This is a genomic window from Gemmobacter nectariphilus DSM 15620, from assembly GCF_000429765.1.
GTDB classification, from domain to species: Bacteria; Pseudomonadota; Alphaproteobacteria; order Rhodobacterales; family Rhodobacteraceae; genus Wagnerdoeblera; species Wagnerdoeblera nectariphila.
In genome coordinates this window covers 132,547-149,557 of the sequence record NZ_AUCM01000011.1, presented here as the reverse complement: position 1 = coordinate 149,557, position 17,011 = coordinate 132,547, and the positions used below count along the sequence as shown (strand labels likewise).

At 65.9% G+C, this 17,011-nt stretch carries 14 protein-coding genes; 9 read left to right on the top strand and 5 right to left on the bottom strand.

The features are described 5' to 3' along the window. Positions 1–97: 97 nt before the first annotated feature. Positions 98–865, top strand: a complete 768-nt coding sequence (locus G481_RS0113035; protein WP_028030432.1) for a glycerophosphodiester phosphodiesterase family protein — start codon at positions 98–100, stop codon at positions 863–865. 73 nt (positions 866–938) lie between these two features. Here G481_RS0113035 and G481_RS0113030 read toward each other — a convergent pair whose 3' ends face one another. From G481_RS0113030 to surE, 3 genes are all read right to left on the bottom strand, one after another. Then, on the bottom strand, positions 939–2,090 hold the full coding sequence (locus G481_RS0113030) for a peptidoglycan DD-metalloendopeptidase family protein (protein WP_035026014.1): 1,152 nt from the start codon (positions 2,088–2,090) through the stop codon (positions 939–941). 115 nt (positions 2,091–2,205) lie between these two features. Beyond that, positions 2,206–2,958 (bottom strand): protein-L-isoaspartate O-methyltransferase family protein, encoded by a 753-nt coding sequence (locus G481_RS0113025; protein WP_028030430.1) that lies wholly within the window; start codon positions 2,956–2,958, stop codon positions 2,206–2,208. After that, positions 2,955–3,743 (bottom strand): 5'/3'-nucleotidase SurE, encoded by a 789-nt coding sequence (gene surE, locus G481_RS0113020; RefSeq protein ID WP_028030429.1) that lies wholly within the window; start codon positions 3,741–3,743, stop codon positions 2,955–2,957. Before surE ends, G481_RS0113025 begins: the two co-directional genes overlap by 4 nt. A gap of 207 nt (positions 3,744–3,950) precedes the next feature. Between surE and G481_RS0113015 the strand changes: the two genes are divergently transcribed. The 8 genes from G481_RS0113015 (at position 3,951) to G481_RS0112980 (ending at position 15,469) form a co-directional block, all read left to right on the top strand. Then, positions 3,951–5,309, top strand: coding sequence for an oligosaccharide flippase family protein (locus G481_RS0113015; protein WP_028030428.1), 1,359 nt, complete (start codon positions 3,951–3,953; stop codon positions 5,307–5,309). Between the two features lie 99 nt (positions 5,310–5,408). Continuing rightward, positions 5,409–9,458, top strand: a complete 4,050-nt coding sequence (locus tag G481_RS25165) for a PAS domain S-box protein (protein WP_084450906.1) — start codon at positions 5,409–5,411, stop codon at positions 9,456–9,458. A 62-nt stretch (positions 9,459–9,520) separates the two neighbouring features. Further along, positions 9,521–10,897, top strand: a complete 1,377-nt coding sequence (locus tag G481_RS23755) for a hypothetical protein (protein ID WP_051294520.1) — start codon at positions 9,521–9,523, stop codon at positions 10,895–10,897. 32 nt (positions 10,898–10,929) lie between these two features. Continuing rightward, on the top strand, positions 10,930–12,225 hold the full coding sequence (locus G481_RS0113000; RefSeq protein ID WP_028030427.1) for an ABC transporter substrate-binding protein: 1,296 nt from the start codon (positions 10,930–10,932) through the stop codon (positions 12,223–12,225). Positions 12,226–12,270: 45 nt separating this feature from the next. Further along, entirely contained in the window at positions 12,271–13,149 is an 879-nt protein-coding gene (locus G481_RS0112995) for a branched-chain amino acid ABC transporter permease (protein WP_028030426.1), read from the top strand. Further along, positions 13,146–14,081 carry a branched-chain amino acid ABC transporter permease gene (locus tag G481_RS0112990; protein ID WP_028030425.1) on the top strand — a complete coding sequence of 312 codons (936 nt, stop codon included), beginning with the start codon at positions 13,146–13,148 and terminating at the stop codon, positions 14,079–14,081. The genes G481_RS0112995 and G481_RS0112990 overlap by 4 nt, the downstream gene beginning before the upstream one ends. Next, positions 14,069–14,773 carry an ABC transporter ATP-binding protein gene (locus tag G481_RS0112985; protein ID WP_028030424.1) on the top strand — a complete coding sequence of 235 codons (705 nt, stop codon included), beginning with the start codon at positions 14,069–14,071 and terminating at the stop codon, positions 14,771–14,773. The genes G481_RS0112990 and G481_RS0112985 overlap by 13 nt, the downstream gene beginning before the upstream one ends. Continuing rightward, positions 14,774–15,469 (top strand): ABC transporter ATP-binding protein, encoded by a 696-nt coding sequence (locus tag G481_RS0112980; protein WP_028030423.1) that lies wholly within the window; start codon positions 14,774–14,776, stop codon positions 15,467–15,469. Positions 15,470–15,472: 3 nt separating this feature from the next. Here the strand turns inward: G481_RS0112980 and G481_RS0112975 are convergent, their stop codons facing one another. Together G481_RS0112975 and G481_RS0112965 are read right to left on the bottom strand one after the other, a co-directional pair. Next, positions 15,473–16,174 (bottom strand): sugar transferase, encoded by a 702-nt coding sequence (locus G481_RS0112975; protein WP_028030422.1) that lies wholly within the window; start codon positions 16,172–16,174, stop codon positions 15,473–15,475. Between the two features lie 457 nt (positions 16,175–16,631). Further along, positions 16,632–16,844: a hypothetical protein gene (locus G481_RS0112965; RefSeq protein WP_028030421.1), complete on the bottom strand. Its 213-nt coding sequence runs from the start codon at positions 16,842–16,844 to the stop codon at positions 16,632–16,634. Positions 16,845–17,011 lie beyond the last annotated feature (167 nt).

Sequence of the window (17,011 nt, the reverse complement as noted above, 5' to 3'; positions counted from 1 at the left end):
TCCGGTTTGCGCCGGGCGACTATGGCACCTGCGGGCAATGGCGCAAAGCGGCAAGGTTTGTGCTCGACAGATTGCGGGCTTCGGGCATGATGCCGGCATGACACGGCGCGGCTTGCATCCCTTTCTGGTCCATGATGGCCCCATTCCCTTTGCCCATCGCGGCGGAAGTCTGGAGGCCGAGGAAAACACCATGCCCGCCTTTGAACATGCGGTGGCGCTGGGCTATGGCCATGTGGAACTGGACGTTCACCTGACCGCCGATGGCGAGGTGGTCATTCACCATGATCCGACGCTGGCGCGGGTCTTCGGGGTGGACCGGGCGGTTGCCGCGCTGACCATGGCCGATCTGGCGACGATCCGCAGCCCCGGCGGCGCGACGGTGCCACGGCTGGCAGATCTGCTGCACGCCTTTCCGCGCCTGAAGGTGAACATCGAGGCCAAGTCGGACGATGTCGTCGGCCCGCTGGCCGAGGTGATCCGGCAGGCGGATGCGCTGGAGCGGATCTGCATCGGGTCATTCAACCCTTCGAGGACAGCGGCGGCGCGCGCGGCCCTGGGGCCGGGGCTATGCTGGTCGCCTGCGCATTGGGGGGTGGCGCGGCTGTGGGCCGCAGGCTGGGGCCTGCCGTTGCCGGTCGGCTTTCCGGTCGCGCAGGTGCCGCTGGACTGGAAGGGTATCGCCGTGATCACGCCGCGTTTCCTGCGGGCGGCACACCGGCGCGGCATCCCGGTTCAGGTCTGGACGGTGAACGACGCCCCCATGATGGAGCATCTGCTGGATCTGGGAATCGACGGCATCATGACCGATCGGCCGACGCTGCTGCGCGAGGTGCTGCAGCGGCGGGGCCAGTGGCGGGCGGGCTAGGGGGGCCTTTTGCCCCCCTCTTGGCCGTGCCGGCCAATTCACCCCCCAAGGATATTTTCGGACAGATGAAACCCTATTGCAGCATCGACATGGGGTCGACGCTGTCAGAGCCGCGGCGCACCTCGAAATGCAGGAAGGGCGGGTTGCCGGCGCGGACGGTGCCGATCTGCTGCCCGCGCTGGACCTTGTCGTTCTTGTTGGCCGAGATGCCGTCGACATTGGCATAGACGGTCAGCAGGTTGCCTTCGTGCCGGATGACGACGATCGGCACCTGTTCGGTGTCGCGGGTGATCGCCGCGATCGTGCCATCGGCTGCGGCGCGGACGGGCGAGCCGGCCGGGGCGCCAATGCCGACGCCATCATATTTGCCCTTTTGGTAGGCGCGGATGATCTTGCCATCGGCCGGCATTGCCATCTTGCTGCTGGCGGTCGTCGGCAGTTTCGGAGAGGGCGGCACGTTTTCCACAGTGCCAGCACCTGCGCGGGCCGGAGTTTCGTTCGGCAGCGGCTTGGCAGCCGAGGGCGGTTGCGGGGTGGTCGAGCCCTGACCGGGCGCCGGGGCCGAGGTCGTTTCCACCGCAAAGGGCACGCTGCCGCTGCTTGGCGGGATCAGCAGGGTCTGGCCTTCGCGCAGGGCCAGATCGGCGCCAAGCCCGTTCCATTCGGCCAGCGCGCGCGGGGTGACATTGTAAAGCCGCGCGACGGTATAGGCGGTCTCGCCGCGCTTGACCTTGTGGCGGATCGGTTCCGCCCCGGTCTGGGGTGCCGCCGGGCGGGCAGGCGCCGGTTTGGCGGTGGTGGCGGCCGGGGCGGCAGAGGTCGTGGGCGATACGCGGTCCAGCGCGGTGGTGGCGATGGTGCCGACATCGACAGGGCCGGGTGCGACCGTGCCGGTCATCGGCTCGGCCACGCGGCCGGGCAGCACAAGCACCTCGCCGCCATGCAGGGGCAGGTCGGGCTGGATCGCATTGGTGCGCCCCAGCGCCGCTGCGTCGATCCCGAGGCGCGAGGCCACCGAGGCGACCGTATCGTTGCGCCGCGCGATCACCACCTGATAGCCCGGATAGGAGATCACCCCCCGATCATCCGCGCGGGGGCGCGATGCGCTGGGGTTGCGGGCGGCCTCGGCGGTGTTGCCGGCGGTGGGGGCGCGCAGATCCCAGTCGAACCCGTCGCCCGATCCGGTGCAGGCCGACAGCGCAAGCAGCATGGCCGTGGCGGCCATGGGGCCCCGCAGCCGGAAACCGCGGTTGGGAATGGATACCGTTTGCATCGCTCTGCCTCGCACTCATGGCCGGGCTGATCCCGGCGCTGGTTTTCGCCCGGCAAGCGGCGGGCGGTCAGTCGGGGGCCACACCTTCCACCAGCGGCACGAAACGCACCGGGCAAAGGTCTTCGTAATCGAAACCATGCTCCAGCCTGCGGACCCGGACAAGCTGTTGCACCGCGTCGGACTGGCCGACCGGCAGCACCATGATACCGCCGATGCGCAACTGGTCCAAGAGGGTTGGCGGCGGATCCTCGGCTGCGGCAGTCACAATGATGCGGTCAAAGGGCGCCTGTTCGCCAAAGGGCGCCGGGCCAGGCGGCAGGCTGTCACGTCCGACCGGCAGGGGGCGCGCGGCTGTGTCGCGGCTGGTGGCGGGCGGGCGGATGCCAAGGCAGCCATCGCCGGTGCGGGCCACGATGTTGTGCAGGCCAAGGCTGGTGAACACCTCTTGTGCCTCGCGCACAAGGCGGCGGTGACGATCGACCGTATAGACCCGGCGAGCCAGCTGGCTGAGCACCGCCGCCTGATAGCCCGAGCCGGTCCCGATCTCGAGCACGATGTCGCGCGGCCCGACCTCGAGCGCCTGGGTCATCAGGCCGACCACCGAAGGCTGGCTGATCGTCTGGCCGCAGCCGATGGGCAGGGGCATGTCGTCATAGGCGCGGTCCGCGAAGTGACCGCGCACAAAGGCGCCGCGGTCCACCCGCTCCATCGCGCCAAGAACCCGCTTGTCGGTAACCCCGCGCGAGCGCAGGGCAAAAAGATAGCGCATCTTGCGTTCGGCGAGGGTCTCGGAATTGTCCTGGCCCTCGTCCCCTGTCATGCGAAGCGGGCCTCGAGATCGGCCAGCATGTCATGGGCGGTCAGGTCGCACCGCATCGGCGTGACCGAGATGAACCCGTCGAGATTGGCCGCCGCATCGGTGCCCGGTGCGGTCGGCATGTGCTGCGGGCCGCCCTTGATCCACAGGAACTTGCGCCCCGAGGGTGAGCGGTGCGGCTCGACCCCGAAGAATGCATCGCGGCGATAGCCCTGGGCGCTGACCTTGACACCCTTGACGCCCGCGGCGCCCACTGGCGGGAAATTGACGTTGTAGAACAGGCGATAGTCGCTGCCGTGATCCCAGACGCCCCTGTCCAGCAGGGTGCGCACGACCGAGGTGCCGTGGACGCGCGCCGCTTCGAATTCGTCGTCCAGTTCCATGGTTTCCGGGCCGAGGTATTGCGAGAGCGCAATCGCCGGAAGCCCCTGAAGCGCCGCCTCCATCGCGCCGCCCAGGGTGCCGGAGTAAAGCGCGTTCTCGGCCGAGTTGTTGCCCCGGTTGACGCCGGACAGCACCAGATCGGGCTGCGCGCCTTGCAGCACGTCGTAAAGGCCTGCCAGCACACAATCGGCCGGGCTGCCTTCGGCGGCATAGCGGCGGGGCTCCAGCTTGGCGACCATCATCGGCCGGGTGTAGCTGATGCAATGCCCGACCCCCGATTGTTCGAACGCGGGGGCGACGGTCCAGACCTCGCCATCGGGGCCGGCGATCTCGTGGGCGATGGCGGTCAGCACCTTGAGGCCCGGTGCGTTGATGCCGTCGTCGTTGGTCAGAAGAATGCGCATGTGCCTGCCTTGCCTTTGTCGCGCCCTGCTTAGCGCGGATTGCGGCAAAAGGGAATCCGCGCAGCGCAATTCGGGGGCTGGATCTGTGGCCCGTATGCCATTGCTGGAAACGGCGTCGACAGGCTGTTTCCGCGCGGCGGCGGGATGGCCCTTTCGCCGGGGCAGCGTCGCGGCTAACCTGCCCCGGTTGCAGGGACAGGCGCCGCCATGACCATTGCCATTCGCAGGATTGCCGGAACCGGACTGTTCGAACGTGCGATGCGCGGATCGGCCATCATCGCCGTGGGCTATGTCGCCGGGCAGGGGATGCGCCTGGCGTCGAACCTGATCCTGACCCGTCTGCTGTTTCCCGAGGCGTTCGGGCTGATGACCCTGGTCACCATGGTGATGATCGGGCTGACCATGTTCTCGGATGTCGGGATCGGCCCGTCGATCATGTCGTCGCGCCGGGGCGACGATCCGCGCTTTCTGGATACCGCCTGGACGGTGCAGGTCGTCCGGGGCGGGCTGCTGTGGCTGTTCACCTGTGCCCTTGCCTGGCCGCTGGCGCAGTTCTACCGGGCGCCCGATCTGACGCAGATCCTGCCGGTGGCGGGGCTGGTCCTGCTGATCGGCGGGTTCAACCCGACCCGCATCGAAACGGCAAACCGCCATCTGGCCCTGGGCCGGGTGACGGCGCTGGATCTGGCCGCGCAACTGGCGGGCATTCTGGCGATGGTGGCGCTGTCGCTGGCGACCCATTCGGTCTGGGCGCTGGTCTGGGGCAATCTGGTGAATACGGTCGTCAAGCTGATGCTGATGTCGGCCTTCCTGCCGGGCCATCGCAACCGCTTTGCCTGGGAGCCGGAGGCCGCACAGGAACTGATCCGCTTTGGTGGCTGGATTTTTCTGTCGACTGCCTGCGGCTTTGTGCTGATGCAGGGCGACAAGGCGGTTCTGGGCCGCTATTTCAGCCTGGAAAGCCTGGGGATCTACAACGTCGGCTATTTCCTGGCCAGTTTTCCGATGCTGCTGGCCTCGGCCGTGGTGGGGCGCGTGTTCATTCCGATCTACCGCGAGGTGGCGATGGATGGATCCGATGCCGTGCGCCAGCGGTTGCGGCGCATGCGGATGGGCATGACGGGGATCGTCCTGTCGATGCTGGCCTTCATGGCCTTGGCCGGGGTGCCGCTGGTGCATCTGCTGTATGATCCGCGCTATGCGGTGGCGGGGGCTGTGGTGGTGGCGCTGGCCTGCGTCCAGCTGCCGCAGCTGATCGTGGCGACCTATGATCAGGCGGCGCTGGCAGCCGGGGATTCGCGCGGGTTCTTTCGTGTGGTGCTGCTCAGGGCCGGGGCGCAGCTTGTGCTGTTCCTGATCGGCGCGGAACTTGCAGGCCTGCCGGGCGCGCTTGCGGGGCAGGCTTTGGCGGGGCTGGTCGCCGCACCGGCCAGCATGTGGCTGGCGCGGCGGCACGGGGTGCATGATGCCCGCCACGATGTGATCTATGTGCTTCTGTCGGCGCTGATTGCGGCCCTGGCACTGTGGTTTTCGTCCAATTCTCTGGCCGCACTGCTCGATTTGTGATTAACATGATACTATTTACGATTGATTGACTTTGGTATGCGCACATCCCAGGGGGTGCGTGCACCAAGATGACAGTGGCGCGACCGCCGAGGAGACGAGATGACGCAGCAAGCGGCAATGCTACGGTCGGTTTCCGGCGGCGCATCCAGCACGGCTTCGTCTGCGCGTGTGGTGGATGTTCTTGCGCGTGCGCTGTCGGCCCCCGTGTCCCAGGCAGACGAGGCGATCGACCTGATCTTGTCCGAGATGGGCGATTATGCCGGCGCAGACCGTGCCTATGTCTTTCAGCTGCGCCCGAACGAGGTGCTGGACAACACCCACGAATGGTGCGCGCCGGGCATCGTTCCAATGCTTGAGGAACTTCAGGATCAGCCGACAGAGATGATCGGCCCCTGGCGCGACGGGTTCGAGGCTGGCGTTGTCGTGCATATCCCCTCGGTCGCCGATCTGCCGCCGGACTCTCCGGTCAAGGAGGCGCTGGAGATGCAGGGCATTCTCAGCGCGGTCTTTGTCCCGATCCGGGTCGATGGTGATTTTGCCGGCTTTGTCGGCTATGATGCCGTGCGGGCCCGCCGTGACTATTCGGCCGATGAAATCGCCATCCTGGCCGCCATGTCCGGCGCGATCGGCACGATCATCGGCCGGGCCGAGGCAGACCGCGAAATCCGCCAGACGCAGGCAGAGCTGGAACATGCCCGCAACCGGCTTGCCGCCACCATGCAGGCGCTGCCCGATCTGATCCTGGAGCTGGATTCCGAGGGGCGCTATACCGCCTATCACACCGGCGCGCCCGAGCTGTTGTTCGATGCCCCCGACCGGATGATGGGCCGCACGCTGGAAGAGGTGCTGCCCGCCGAAACCGCCGCGATCACCCGCATGGCCATGCAGGCCGCGCTGCTGAACGGGCGCGCGTCGGGCTTTCGCTATGCGCTGCGCACCGCCGGACAAAAGCGCTGGTTCGAGGCATCGGCCGCCTTGCGCGCGGCGGACAGCCCCGATGAAGCCCCCGGCTTTGTCTTTGTCATCCGCGACGTCACCGCCGACCAGATCCGGCGCGAGGAACTGGTGCGTCTTGGCCAGGTCGCCCAGCACATGACCAATTTCGTGGTCATCACCGATACCGAACAGCGCGTGACCTGGGCCAACCCCGCGTTCGAGGTGCGATCAGGATATGCGCTGGCCGAGATCATGGGCCGCAATCCAGGCGAATTCACCCGGTTTGAGGGCACCGACACGGCGACAGCCGATCGGATCACCGCCGCACTTGCCCGAAGCGAGCCTGTCCGGGCCGAAATCCTGAACCGTGACCGCTTTGGCACGCCCTATTGGATCGACCTGAACATCCACCCGATGAAGGATGCCGATGGTCAGCCGGCCGGCTTCGTCTCGGTCGAGACCGACATCACAGACCGCAAGACCCAGGAAATCCGGCTGGAAGAGCTGGCTCATGCCGCCGTCACGGCGCGCGAGCAGCTGGAAGCCGCCATCGAGGCGTTGCCCGATGCCTTTGCCATCTTCGATGCCGACGATCGCCTGACGCTGTTCAACGGCCGCTATGTCGAATATTTCTCGGCAGTGGCGGACAGGATCGTTGCGGGCGTGACCTATGCCGATCTGCTGCGCACGGCCCTGGATCATGGTGTCTACCGCGATGCCATCGGCAACGAGGACGCCTGGTTCGCCCAGAAAATGGTCAGCCACCAGTTGCGCCAGAACGACAGCGAAATTCAGCTCAGCGACGGTCGCTGGCTGCGTTCGGTCGAAAAGGCGATGCCGGACGGTGGCTCGGTCGGAATGCGGATCGACATCACCGATCTGAAAAGCGCAGAGCAGCGTTTGCAGGACATTATCGTTGCCGCCGATGCAGGGACGTGGGAATGCGATGTCGTGGCCGATCTGACCCAGATCAACGATCGCTGGGCCGAGATGCTGGGCTATTCCCGCCCCGAGATGGAACCCAACAACTCTGCGCTGTGGCGCCGCCTGTTGCATCCGGCCGACGTTGATCGAGTCCTGGGGGAAGTCGCCCAGATCGTCGAGGGCAAGACCGATCAGTTCGAGATCGAATTCCGGATGCGCCACAAGCAGGGCCACTGGGTCAACATCCTCTCGCGCGGACGGGTGGGCCTGCGCGGGGCGGATGGCAGGGCGCTGCGGATGGTCGGCGCGCATATCGACGTGACGGCTGTCAAAGAGGCGCAGCAGCGGATGGAACAGATCATCCGCGGTGCCTCGGTCGGGACCTGGGAATACAACCGCATCACCGGGCGCAACATCGTTAACGATCTGTGGGCGGAAATGCTGGGCTATTCCCATGCCGAGATGCAGGACATGCCCTATGAATCCTGGGAAGCCATGGTGCATCCCGACGATCTGGCGCGGATGCGGCGCAAGCACGCGATTCTGGGTCAGGTTGAACACGACGTGTTCGAAGCCGAAATGCGCATGCGCCACAAGGATGGCCACTGGGTCTGGGTCATGACGCGCGGGCAGGTCGCACGCCGCAGCGAGACCGGCGCGATCGAGGTGATCTCGGGCATTCATATCGACATTTCCGAAGCCAAGGCGCGCGAGGCCGAGATGCACGCCGCGAACGAGCGGCTTCGTGCGGCGCTGGACGCGCGCGACACCGCGCAGCGCCGTTTCAACGACATTGCCGCCGTCTCGTCGGACTGGTTCTGGGAAACCGATACCGATGATTGCTATACCTTCCTGTCCGAGGGCTACATCCGCAACACCGGGCATCAGCCAGAACGGATGCTGGGCGTTTCGGGCTGGAGTTGCCCCGAGCTGTTCGTCGAAACCCGCGACAGCGCCGACTGGGACTGGCTGCGCGACAGGTTCAAGGCGCAAGAGCCGTTCAGCGATTTCGTGTTCTATCTGCCCGAGCACGCGACCGGAAACCGCGAGATGTGGATCCGCATGAGCGGCCTGCCGTTCTATGCGGCCGACGGCACCTATATGGGCTATCGGGGCGTATCGTCCGATATCACGCTGCTTTATACCGCCAAGGAACGGGCCGAGGCCGCAAACCGCGCCAAATCGCAGTTCCTGGCCAACATGAGCCACGAAATCCGCACCCCGCTGAACGGTGTGCTGGGCATGGCGGAACTGATGTCGGATGCGCTGACCGATCCGGTCCACCGCCAGATGATCGAGACGATCCGGGAATCGGGGCAGGGGCTGCTGAATGTGCTGAACGACATTCTGGACCTTGCCAAGGTCGAGGCCGGCAAGATCGACCTTGAAACGGTGGCCTTCGTCCCGCGCGAACTGGCTGCCAAGGTCGAGGCGATGTATTCGCTGCGGGCGCAGGACAAGGGGATCTCGTTCTCGGTTCAATGCGATATCGGGTGCGAGCGGGCACGGATGGGCGACCCCCACCGCACGCTTCAGGTGCTGCACAACCTGCTGAACAATGCGATCAAGTTCACCCACGAAGGGCAGATCCGTGTGACCTTCCGCACGCGCGGATCGGATCCGCTGATCGTCGAGGTGTCGGATACCGGCATCGGCATGACAGCCGAACAGCAGGCCCGCGCGTTCGAGGATTTCGAACAGGCCGATGGCGCGGTGACGCGGCGCTATGGGGGCACGGGGTTGGGGCTGTCGATCTCGCGCCGGTTGATCCAGCTGATGGGCGGGCGCATTCAGGTGACCAGCGTTCTGGGGGAAGGCACGCGGATCCGGCTGGAGCTGCCCTTGCCGGTCGCCGAACAGGTCCAGGACCTTCGCAAGGACGAGGTGGTGTGCGAACAGCCATCGGTTGCGGGAATGCGCGCGCTGGTGGCGGACGACAACGCGACGAACCGGCTGATCCTCAAGGCGATGCTGGGCGCGCTGGGCGTCAGCGTGACAGTGGTCGAGGACGGCGCGCGCGCCGTTGCGGCCTGGACGCCTGGCGCCTTCGATGTGCTGTTGCTGGACATTTCCATGCCGGAGATGGACGGGATCGCGGCCTTGCATGAAATCCGCCGCATCGCCGCCGAACAGGGCGCGGAACAGGTGCCGGCGATTGCGGTCACCGCCAATGCGATGAAGCATCAGGTCGATGGCTATTTCGCGGCGGGGTTCGATGGCTATGTCGGCAAGCCCTTCCGGCGCGAGGATCTGGCCCGTGAACTTGGCAGGGTGGCCGCCGCGCACTAGCAGGCTTGTGCTGCCGGGGCTGGCGGTGTTTCATTCTTGCCGATCGGCTGAACGGGGGTGCCATGCGCAAGGACCGGCATTTCGGGCGGGCTGGGCTGGGCGGTCTTGCCGCCGGGCTGGCGCCTGTGCCTGTTCTGGCCTGCGCCTTGCCGCCTTCGATCGTGATGACGCTGCCGACCGGGCGCTACATGCTGGGCGCGGCGCTGACCGTGGCGCTGACCGGCCTGCTGGCAGCGATGGCGCGCCGCTTGCCCGAGATGCAGGCGCATGTGTTGGCAAGCCGGCGGGTGCTGGTGCCGCAAACCGTCTCCAGCTATCTGGGCTTCCTGCTGTTTCTGGGCCTGCTGGGCGTCGGCATCCTTGGCCCGCGCGACCCGATGCACAATCTGTGGACGCTGGTGTTCTGGACGGTGGTCTGGGTCGCGCTGCCGCTGGCCTCGCTGGTTTTCGGCAATCTGTGGCGCGGGCTGAACCCCTGGACCGGGCCGGTGCGCATCATTCGCCTGCTGACCGGATGGCAGGGCAGCATCGGGCTGTCGCGGCTGGGGCAGGCCCCGGCAGTCCTGGGGCTGGCGGCGTTCAGCTGGTTCCAGATCGTCTCACTTTCGCCTGACGATCCGCTGATCCTGGCGCAGGTAGCGGGGGCCTATTGGCTGGTCATCTTCCTGCTGGCCCTGGCCGAGGGCGAGGACTGGCTGGAGCACGGCGAATTCCTGACTGTCTATTTCGGCTATCTATCCCGCATCGCGCCGTTCTGGGCCGAACCCGACGGCACGCGGCTGCGGATCATGGCGGGCTGGCCGGGCACGCAGGTGCTGACCATGGCGCCGCTGGGCGCCTCGCAGGTGGCCTTTGTCACGCTGGCGCTGGCAGCGCTGACCTTTGACGGGCTGCGCGAGACGTTCTGGTGGCTGGCGCTGGTCGGGGAAAATCCGCTGGAATTCTCGGGCCGCTCGGCGGTGGTCACCGAAAACACCATCGGCCTGTTCGCCGCCTGGGGGCTGACGGCGGCCACCATAATGGGCGCGCTGGCGCTGGGGCGGCGGCTGTCGGGGGCACGGTTGGCGGCCGGGCCGGTGATGCTGAGCTTTCTGGCCATCGCTGCCGGCTATCATGGCGCGCATTACCTGCTGACGCTGCTGACGGCCGGGCAATACACGCTGGCGGCGCTGAACGATCCGCTGTTTCAGGGCGATGCGCTGCTGGGACTGCCGCCCTTTTATGTCTCGATGGGCTTTCTGACCGATCGCGGCGCCATGACCCTGATCTGGAACGCCCAGTTTGCCGCAATTCTGGGCGCGCATGTCCTGGCCGTGGTTCTGGCCCTGCAATTGTCGGCGCGCGGGGAACGCGGACTTGCGCATTTGCCGCTGACTGTGTTGATGGTAGGGTACACGATACTGGGCCTGTGGCTTCTGGCATCACCGACCGGCGCCTGAGCGACACCGGCCACTTGCGGGGAGGCTGCCACATGACCAAACTTTCGACTGTAAACATGCCGTCACGGCGTTCGGTCCTTGCGGGGCTGGCAGCTGGCGGCGCGGCGCTGACGGTTCCAGGCCTTGGGGCGCGGTTCGCGCAGGCGCAGTCCTCGGCGCCGATCAAGCTGGGGTTCCAGCTGCACCGCACCGGGATCGGTGCTGCCTATGGCCGCTGGTATGAACGCACCACGCAAGCGGCGCTGAAGCTGCTGAACGAACAGGGCGGCATCAACGGCCGCCCGGTCGAGGTGGTGTTCGAGGATGATGGCACCGACCCCAAGCGCGGGGCCGAGGTGGTGGAAAAGCTGACCAGCCAGGCAGGCTGCGATCTGATCTTTGGCCCGCTGTTCTCGCATGTGGTGATTGGTTCGGCCCCCCGCGCGGCGGAACTCAAGGTGCCTTATCTGGTCTGCTCCGAAGGGTTCCACGTTGCCAGCGGCAAGCTGAACCGCTGGACGCTGCAACCGGGCATCACCGATGTGCGCTCGCAGGTGGCGTCGATGGCGCCCTGGGTCACGCAGAACCTGGGCAAGAAGGTCACGATGATCTTCCCCGATTATGCCTTTGGTCACGACCACCGCGATTTCTTTACCGAGGCGGTCAAGGCACAGGGCGGCGAGGTGATCGCCCATGTCGCCATTCCGCCGACCGAAACCAGCTTTACCCGCTATTTCCCCCGGATCCCCAAGGAAACCGAGGTGATCTATCATGTGATGATCGGCCCGGCCGTGCTGACCTTCTGCAAGGAACTGGGCGAGTTCTATGGATCAGGCGCGCGGCCGCAGATCTTCGGGTTTATCGACAGTCTGGAAGCCGTCGACATGGGCGCGCCGGGGCTGGAATTCCTGGAAGGCACCCATTTCTGGGAAGGCCATTGCCGCAACCTTCAGGCCGATGCGTCCGAGAGTGAAAAGGCCTATCGCGCGGCGGTCGGGGTGGATGGCAATGGCGCCTCGGTGTCGGATGCGCGCGACATTGCGACCTATGCCCATATGTTCAGCTGCTGGGAAACGCTGTTCCTGATCAAGAACGGGATGGAGGCTGCCGGCTATCAGGGCCCGGCCGACCGGCAGAAGTTCGTCGAGGCGATGGAGGCGATGACCGCCATTCCCGAAGGGTTGCAGCATCCGCAGGGTGACAAGCTGTTCAACGGCAAGACCCATCAGGTCTTTGGCCATCAGAACATCTCCAGGGTCGAAGGGGGCAAGCTGATCCGCGTGCACCGCACCTCGATCGAGGACGGGATGTATCCCGATGCGGTGGATTACACCGCGCAGTCGTTCTAAGGCCCCGTGGGGCCGGGTCCGCCCGGCCCCCTGCAAGGACGGCGCATGATCTCTGGCCCCTATCTTCTGCTGGCGCTGATGGAAGGCACGGTCATGGCCGCCGTTCTGGCGCTGACGGCCGTTGGTCTTAGCCTTGTGTTCGGCGTCATGCGGGTGGTCAACGTTGCCCATGGCGAGTTTTTCATGCTGGGCGCGGTGCTGGCCTGGTTCGTGGCCCAAGCCGTGCCCGGCCCGGCCTGGGCGGCCTTTGTCGTTGCCCTGCTGGTGGCACCGCTGATCGTGGCGGCGCTGGCGGCGCTGGCGGATTGGGCAGTGCTGAAGCGGCTGGGCTACGAGCCCGAGGCGACCATCGTCGCCACCATCGGCCTGTCTTATATCCTGCAACAGGGCGCGCTAAGCTTTTTCGGCCCCGACGCGCGGCCGATCGAGGCGCCGTTCACCTGGCGCATCCAGTTCCCGTGGTTCGGCTATTCGGGCTACAAGGTAGCGGTCGTGGTGGCGGCGGTGGTCATTCTGCTGGCCGTCTGGCTGTTCATGAACCGCAGCCGCGCCGGGCTGGTGATGCGCGCCACCCAGATCGACCGCGACACCGCCCGTGCCTTTGGCATCAACGTGGACCGGGTCTATGCGCTGGTCTTTGCCATGGGGGCGGGGCTGGCGGGGCTGGCGGCGGTGCTTCTGGTGCCGATCCAGCAGGCGCATTACCTGATGGGGCATGATCCGCTGTTGCTGTCCTTCATCGTGGTGATCATCGGGGGCCTGGGGTCGGTGCGCGGCACACTGATTGCCGCGCTGGTGATCGGGCTGTCGGATGGGGTGATCTCGTTCTTCTGGTCGCCGACGCTGGCCAAGATCCTCGCCACGCTGTTTGTTGCGCTGGTGCTGGTGTTCCGCCCGCAGGGCCTGTTCGGAGAGCGGGCATGAGGCGGGATCTGGCGCTGCATCTGGCCGTGATCGCCGGGCTGGCCGTGCTTAGTGTCCTGCTTCCGCCCTATCACCACACCAATACCGCCCGCATCATGCTGCTGGCGGTCTATGCCATGGGCTACAACATCGCCTTTGGCTATACGGGGCTGCTGAGCCTGGGACACGCGCTGTTCTTTGGTGCCGGCATGTATGCCACTGGTCTGCTGATGGAATTGGGTGACTGGCCTGCGGCGGTGGCCCTGCCCATGGGGCTGTTGGCAGGTGGGGCCGCGGCGGTGGCGGTGGGGCTGCTGGCGCTGCGCACCGCGGGGGTCAGCTTCATGATCGTGACGCTGATGTTCGCGCAGGCGGGCTATCTGCTGGTGATGTATTTCACCGCCTACACCCGCGGGGAAGAGGGGTTCAACCTGGCCCGCGCCGCCCGTGCCATCGGCCCGCTGGATTTGTCCAGCGATGGCACCCGCTATGCCGTTGCGCTGGTGCTGTTCGCCGTCGCGCTGCTGGGGCAGTTGGCGCTGGTCCGCTCGCGCTTTGGGCGCGTCATGGTGGCGATGAGGGAAAATGAGGAACGCAGCCGGATGCTGGGCTATGATCCCTTTCGGGTGAAGCTGATCGCGCTGGGGGTGTCGGGTCTGTATTCGGGGGCGGCGGGGGCGGCCTATGGCGTGATGTTCGGCTATGTCGGGGCCAGCTTTGTTGCCACCCAGTTCTCGATCCTGCCGCTGCTGTGGGTGCTGCTGGGCGGTGCGGGCACGACGCTGGGGCCGCTGCTGGGGGCAGTGCTGATGTTCTATCTGATCGACATTGCCTCGGGCTATACCACGGCGCATCTGGCGGTGATTGGCGTCGCGCTGCTGGTGCTGGTGCTGTTCGCGCCGCGTGGGCTGTTGGGTGTGGTGCGGGAAAGGCTGGTCCGATGGCTGCCGTGATCCTGTCCGCGCGCGGTCTGGTCCGGCATTTCGGCGGGCTTCGGGCGGTCGACGGGGTGGACCTTGATCTTCACCGGGGCGAGAGTCACGCGCTGATCGGCCCGAACGGGGCGGGCAAGACCACGCTGGTCAGCCTGCTGTCGGGGCGGGTGCCGGTGCAGTCGGGCACGATCACGCTGGACGGTGTGGATATCACCCGCCTCCCGGCCCATGCGCGGGTGGCGCGTGGGGTGGCCTATACGTTCCAGATCACCTCGATCTATGCGCGGCTGAGCGTGTTCGACAATGTGGCCCTGGCGGTGCAGCGCCATCCAGGAGACCTGAGGTCGGGCACCATGGCGGCGCTGGCCCGTGTCGGGCTGGACGATCGCGCGGGGCAAGAGGCGGGCACACTGTCCTATGGCCACCAGCGGCTGCTGGAAATCGCCATGGGCCTTGCGCTGCGTCCCAAGGTGCTGATCCTGGATGAGCCGACGCAGGGCCTTGCCAATGCCGAGATCGACACGTTCAAGGCGCTGGTGCGCGGTCTGGTGCCGGACACCACGGTGCTGCTGATCGAACACAACATGGATGTGGTGATGGATCTGGCGCATCGCATCACGGTGCTGAACTTTGGCCAGGTTCTGGCGCAGGGCACACCCGAGCAGATCCGGGCCAACCCGGCGGTTCAGGCCGCCTATCTGGGGGATTGAATGCTGCGGCTCGAGGGCATCGACGGCGGCTATGGGGCGGTGCAGGTGCTGCGCGGCCTGACCTTTGCCGCTGCGGCCGGTCAGGTCACGTGCGTCATGGGCCGCAACGGGGCGGGCAAGACCACCATGCTGCGCGCGATCATGGGGCAGGTGCGGGTGACGGCGGGGCGCATCCTGCTGGATGGCCAGCCCATCCAGCAACTGCCTGCGCATGAGGTGCCGCGCCACGGCATCGGCTATGTCCCACAGGGGCGGCGCCTGTTCGGTCCGCTGTCGGTGGCCGAGAATATCGAGGTCGGGTTGATGACCCGCCACAAGGGCGCCGCGACGCGCGAGCGGGTGCTGGACCTGTTCCCTCGCCTGCGCGAGCGTCTGGACCAGCGGTCCTCGACCCTGTCGGGGGGCGAACAGCAGATGCTGGCCATTGCCCGCGCCCTGTGCCTGGAACCTTCGGTTCTGCTGCTGGACGAGCCGACCGAGGGGTTGCAGCCGTCCATGATCGCGCTGATCCGCGATACCGTCCTGTCTCTGAAGGCGATGGGGGTGGCTGTCGTTCTGGTGGAACAGCGGGTCGATGCGGTGCTGTCGGTGGCGGACCGGGTGGCCTTTGTCACCGGCGGGACGGTGGCGGAGACCTGCGACGCCAGCACCCTGACACCGCACAGCGCGCAGTTCGCGCGCTATGTCGGGGTCTGAGCCCTAGTAGCCGGTGCCCTTGACCACCACACCGACGGTGCGGATCAGGATTTCCGCGTCGGTCGCAAAGGACAGCTCACGCTCATAGGCCGCATCATAGCTTGCCCGCGCGGCAAAGCTGGTCCGGTTGCGCCCGGCGGTCTGCCAATAGCCGGTGATGCCCGGCCGCAGCTCATAGTAGGCGGTCGAGGGATACAGCGCCTTTTGGCTGACCATCATCGGGCGGGGTCCGACAAGGCTCATGTCGCCGGTCAGCACGTTGATCAGCTGCGGCAACTCGTCCAGCGAGGACTTGCGCAGGAAATGCCCGAAACGGGTGATCCGCGGATCGTTCTTGAGCTTTTGCGTCTCGTCCCATTCGCGGCGGGCTTCGGGGTCGGCCGCAAGATGGGCGATCATGCGCTCGTCTGCGTCGACGACCATGCTGCGCAGCTTCCACATGCGGAAGGTACGGCCGCCCTTGCCGACCCGATCCTGAAAATAGAACGGTTTTCCGCCATCACGCATGACCGCAAGCGCAAGCAGCGCGATCAGTGGTGCCACGAATGGCATGGCAAGCAGAACCAGAGCCACATCCAGCGCCCGTTTCAGCCCGTGGCGATAGATGCCCTTGTCGCGATAGCTGGTGTCTTCATACCCGTGGCCAACTTCGATGCCGCCGGGCAATTCAGCATCCGTCTCGAAGTGTCCATAGGTCAGGGTCATTGTGGCTCTCTTGGCAACAGTCAGCGATAAGCATTGCTTGCAATTCAAGGCACGAGCGAACCAGGCGCGCCGAGGGCACGTTCGAAGCGATCATCGAACTCGGGAGCTGGGCAGCTTTCTAAGCACTCACAAGGCATTACCAATCTAAAGGCATTTTAGCCTTTTCTGGCCGAGTTGCGAACGGGGAAAGGTGTCACCAATCCATCACTGGACGGGGGGATTGTGTCGCCAACGGGCCACTTGTTCGCCGTAATGTCGCCATAATTTGGCGGCCCGCAACCAAGGGTTTAATTACATGTTTCAGGCAATTGGCAAATCCCGGGCATGATTCGCGCCCAGGGCGCGCCGATTCCCGGCAGATTGCCGAAGCGAACAAGATTAACGGCCAGACCGACTATCGGCTGACCGTCAGGAAGGGCCTTGCGCTATTGTTTCTGCATTCGCATCTGCGGCGAAGTCAGCCCTGAGCGGTCGCCAGCGCCAGGTGCTCTTCCGGCGCGCTGCGGGCCAGATGACGCAGGGCCGAAACCCCAAGGGTCAGGACAACGCCGGCCATGCCGCCAATGGCATACAAGCCCATGGCGGCAAGCAGGCCATATCCGGCGATCAGCCCCGTTGCGCCCGAGACGATTGCCACAAGAGTTCCGACAAGGATGGATGCCATGATCATCAGGGTTCTCCGCGCTGACTGAGGATCAACGTGCAGGGCCAATGCGGCGAAATCTGGGCAAGGATGGTGCAATCCGGTGGCTGGCGGACCTGCAAGGGGCCGGGTGGCGCCATGCCTTGCGCGTTTCGACTGGTGCGGATCGCCCTGTCTGCCGACATGTTGTGCCC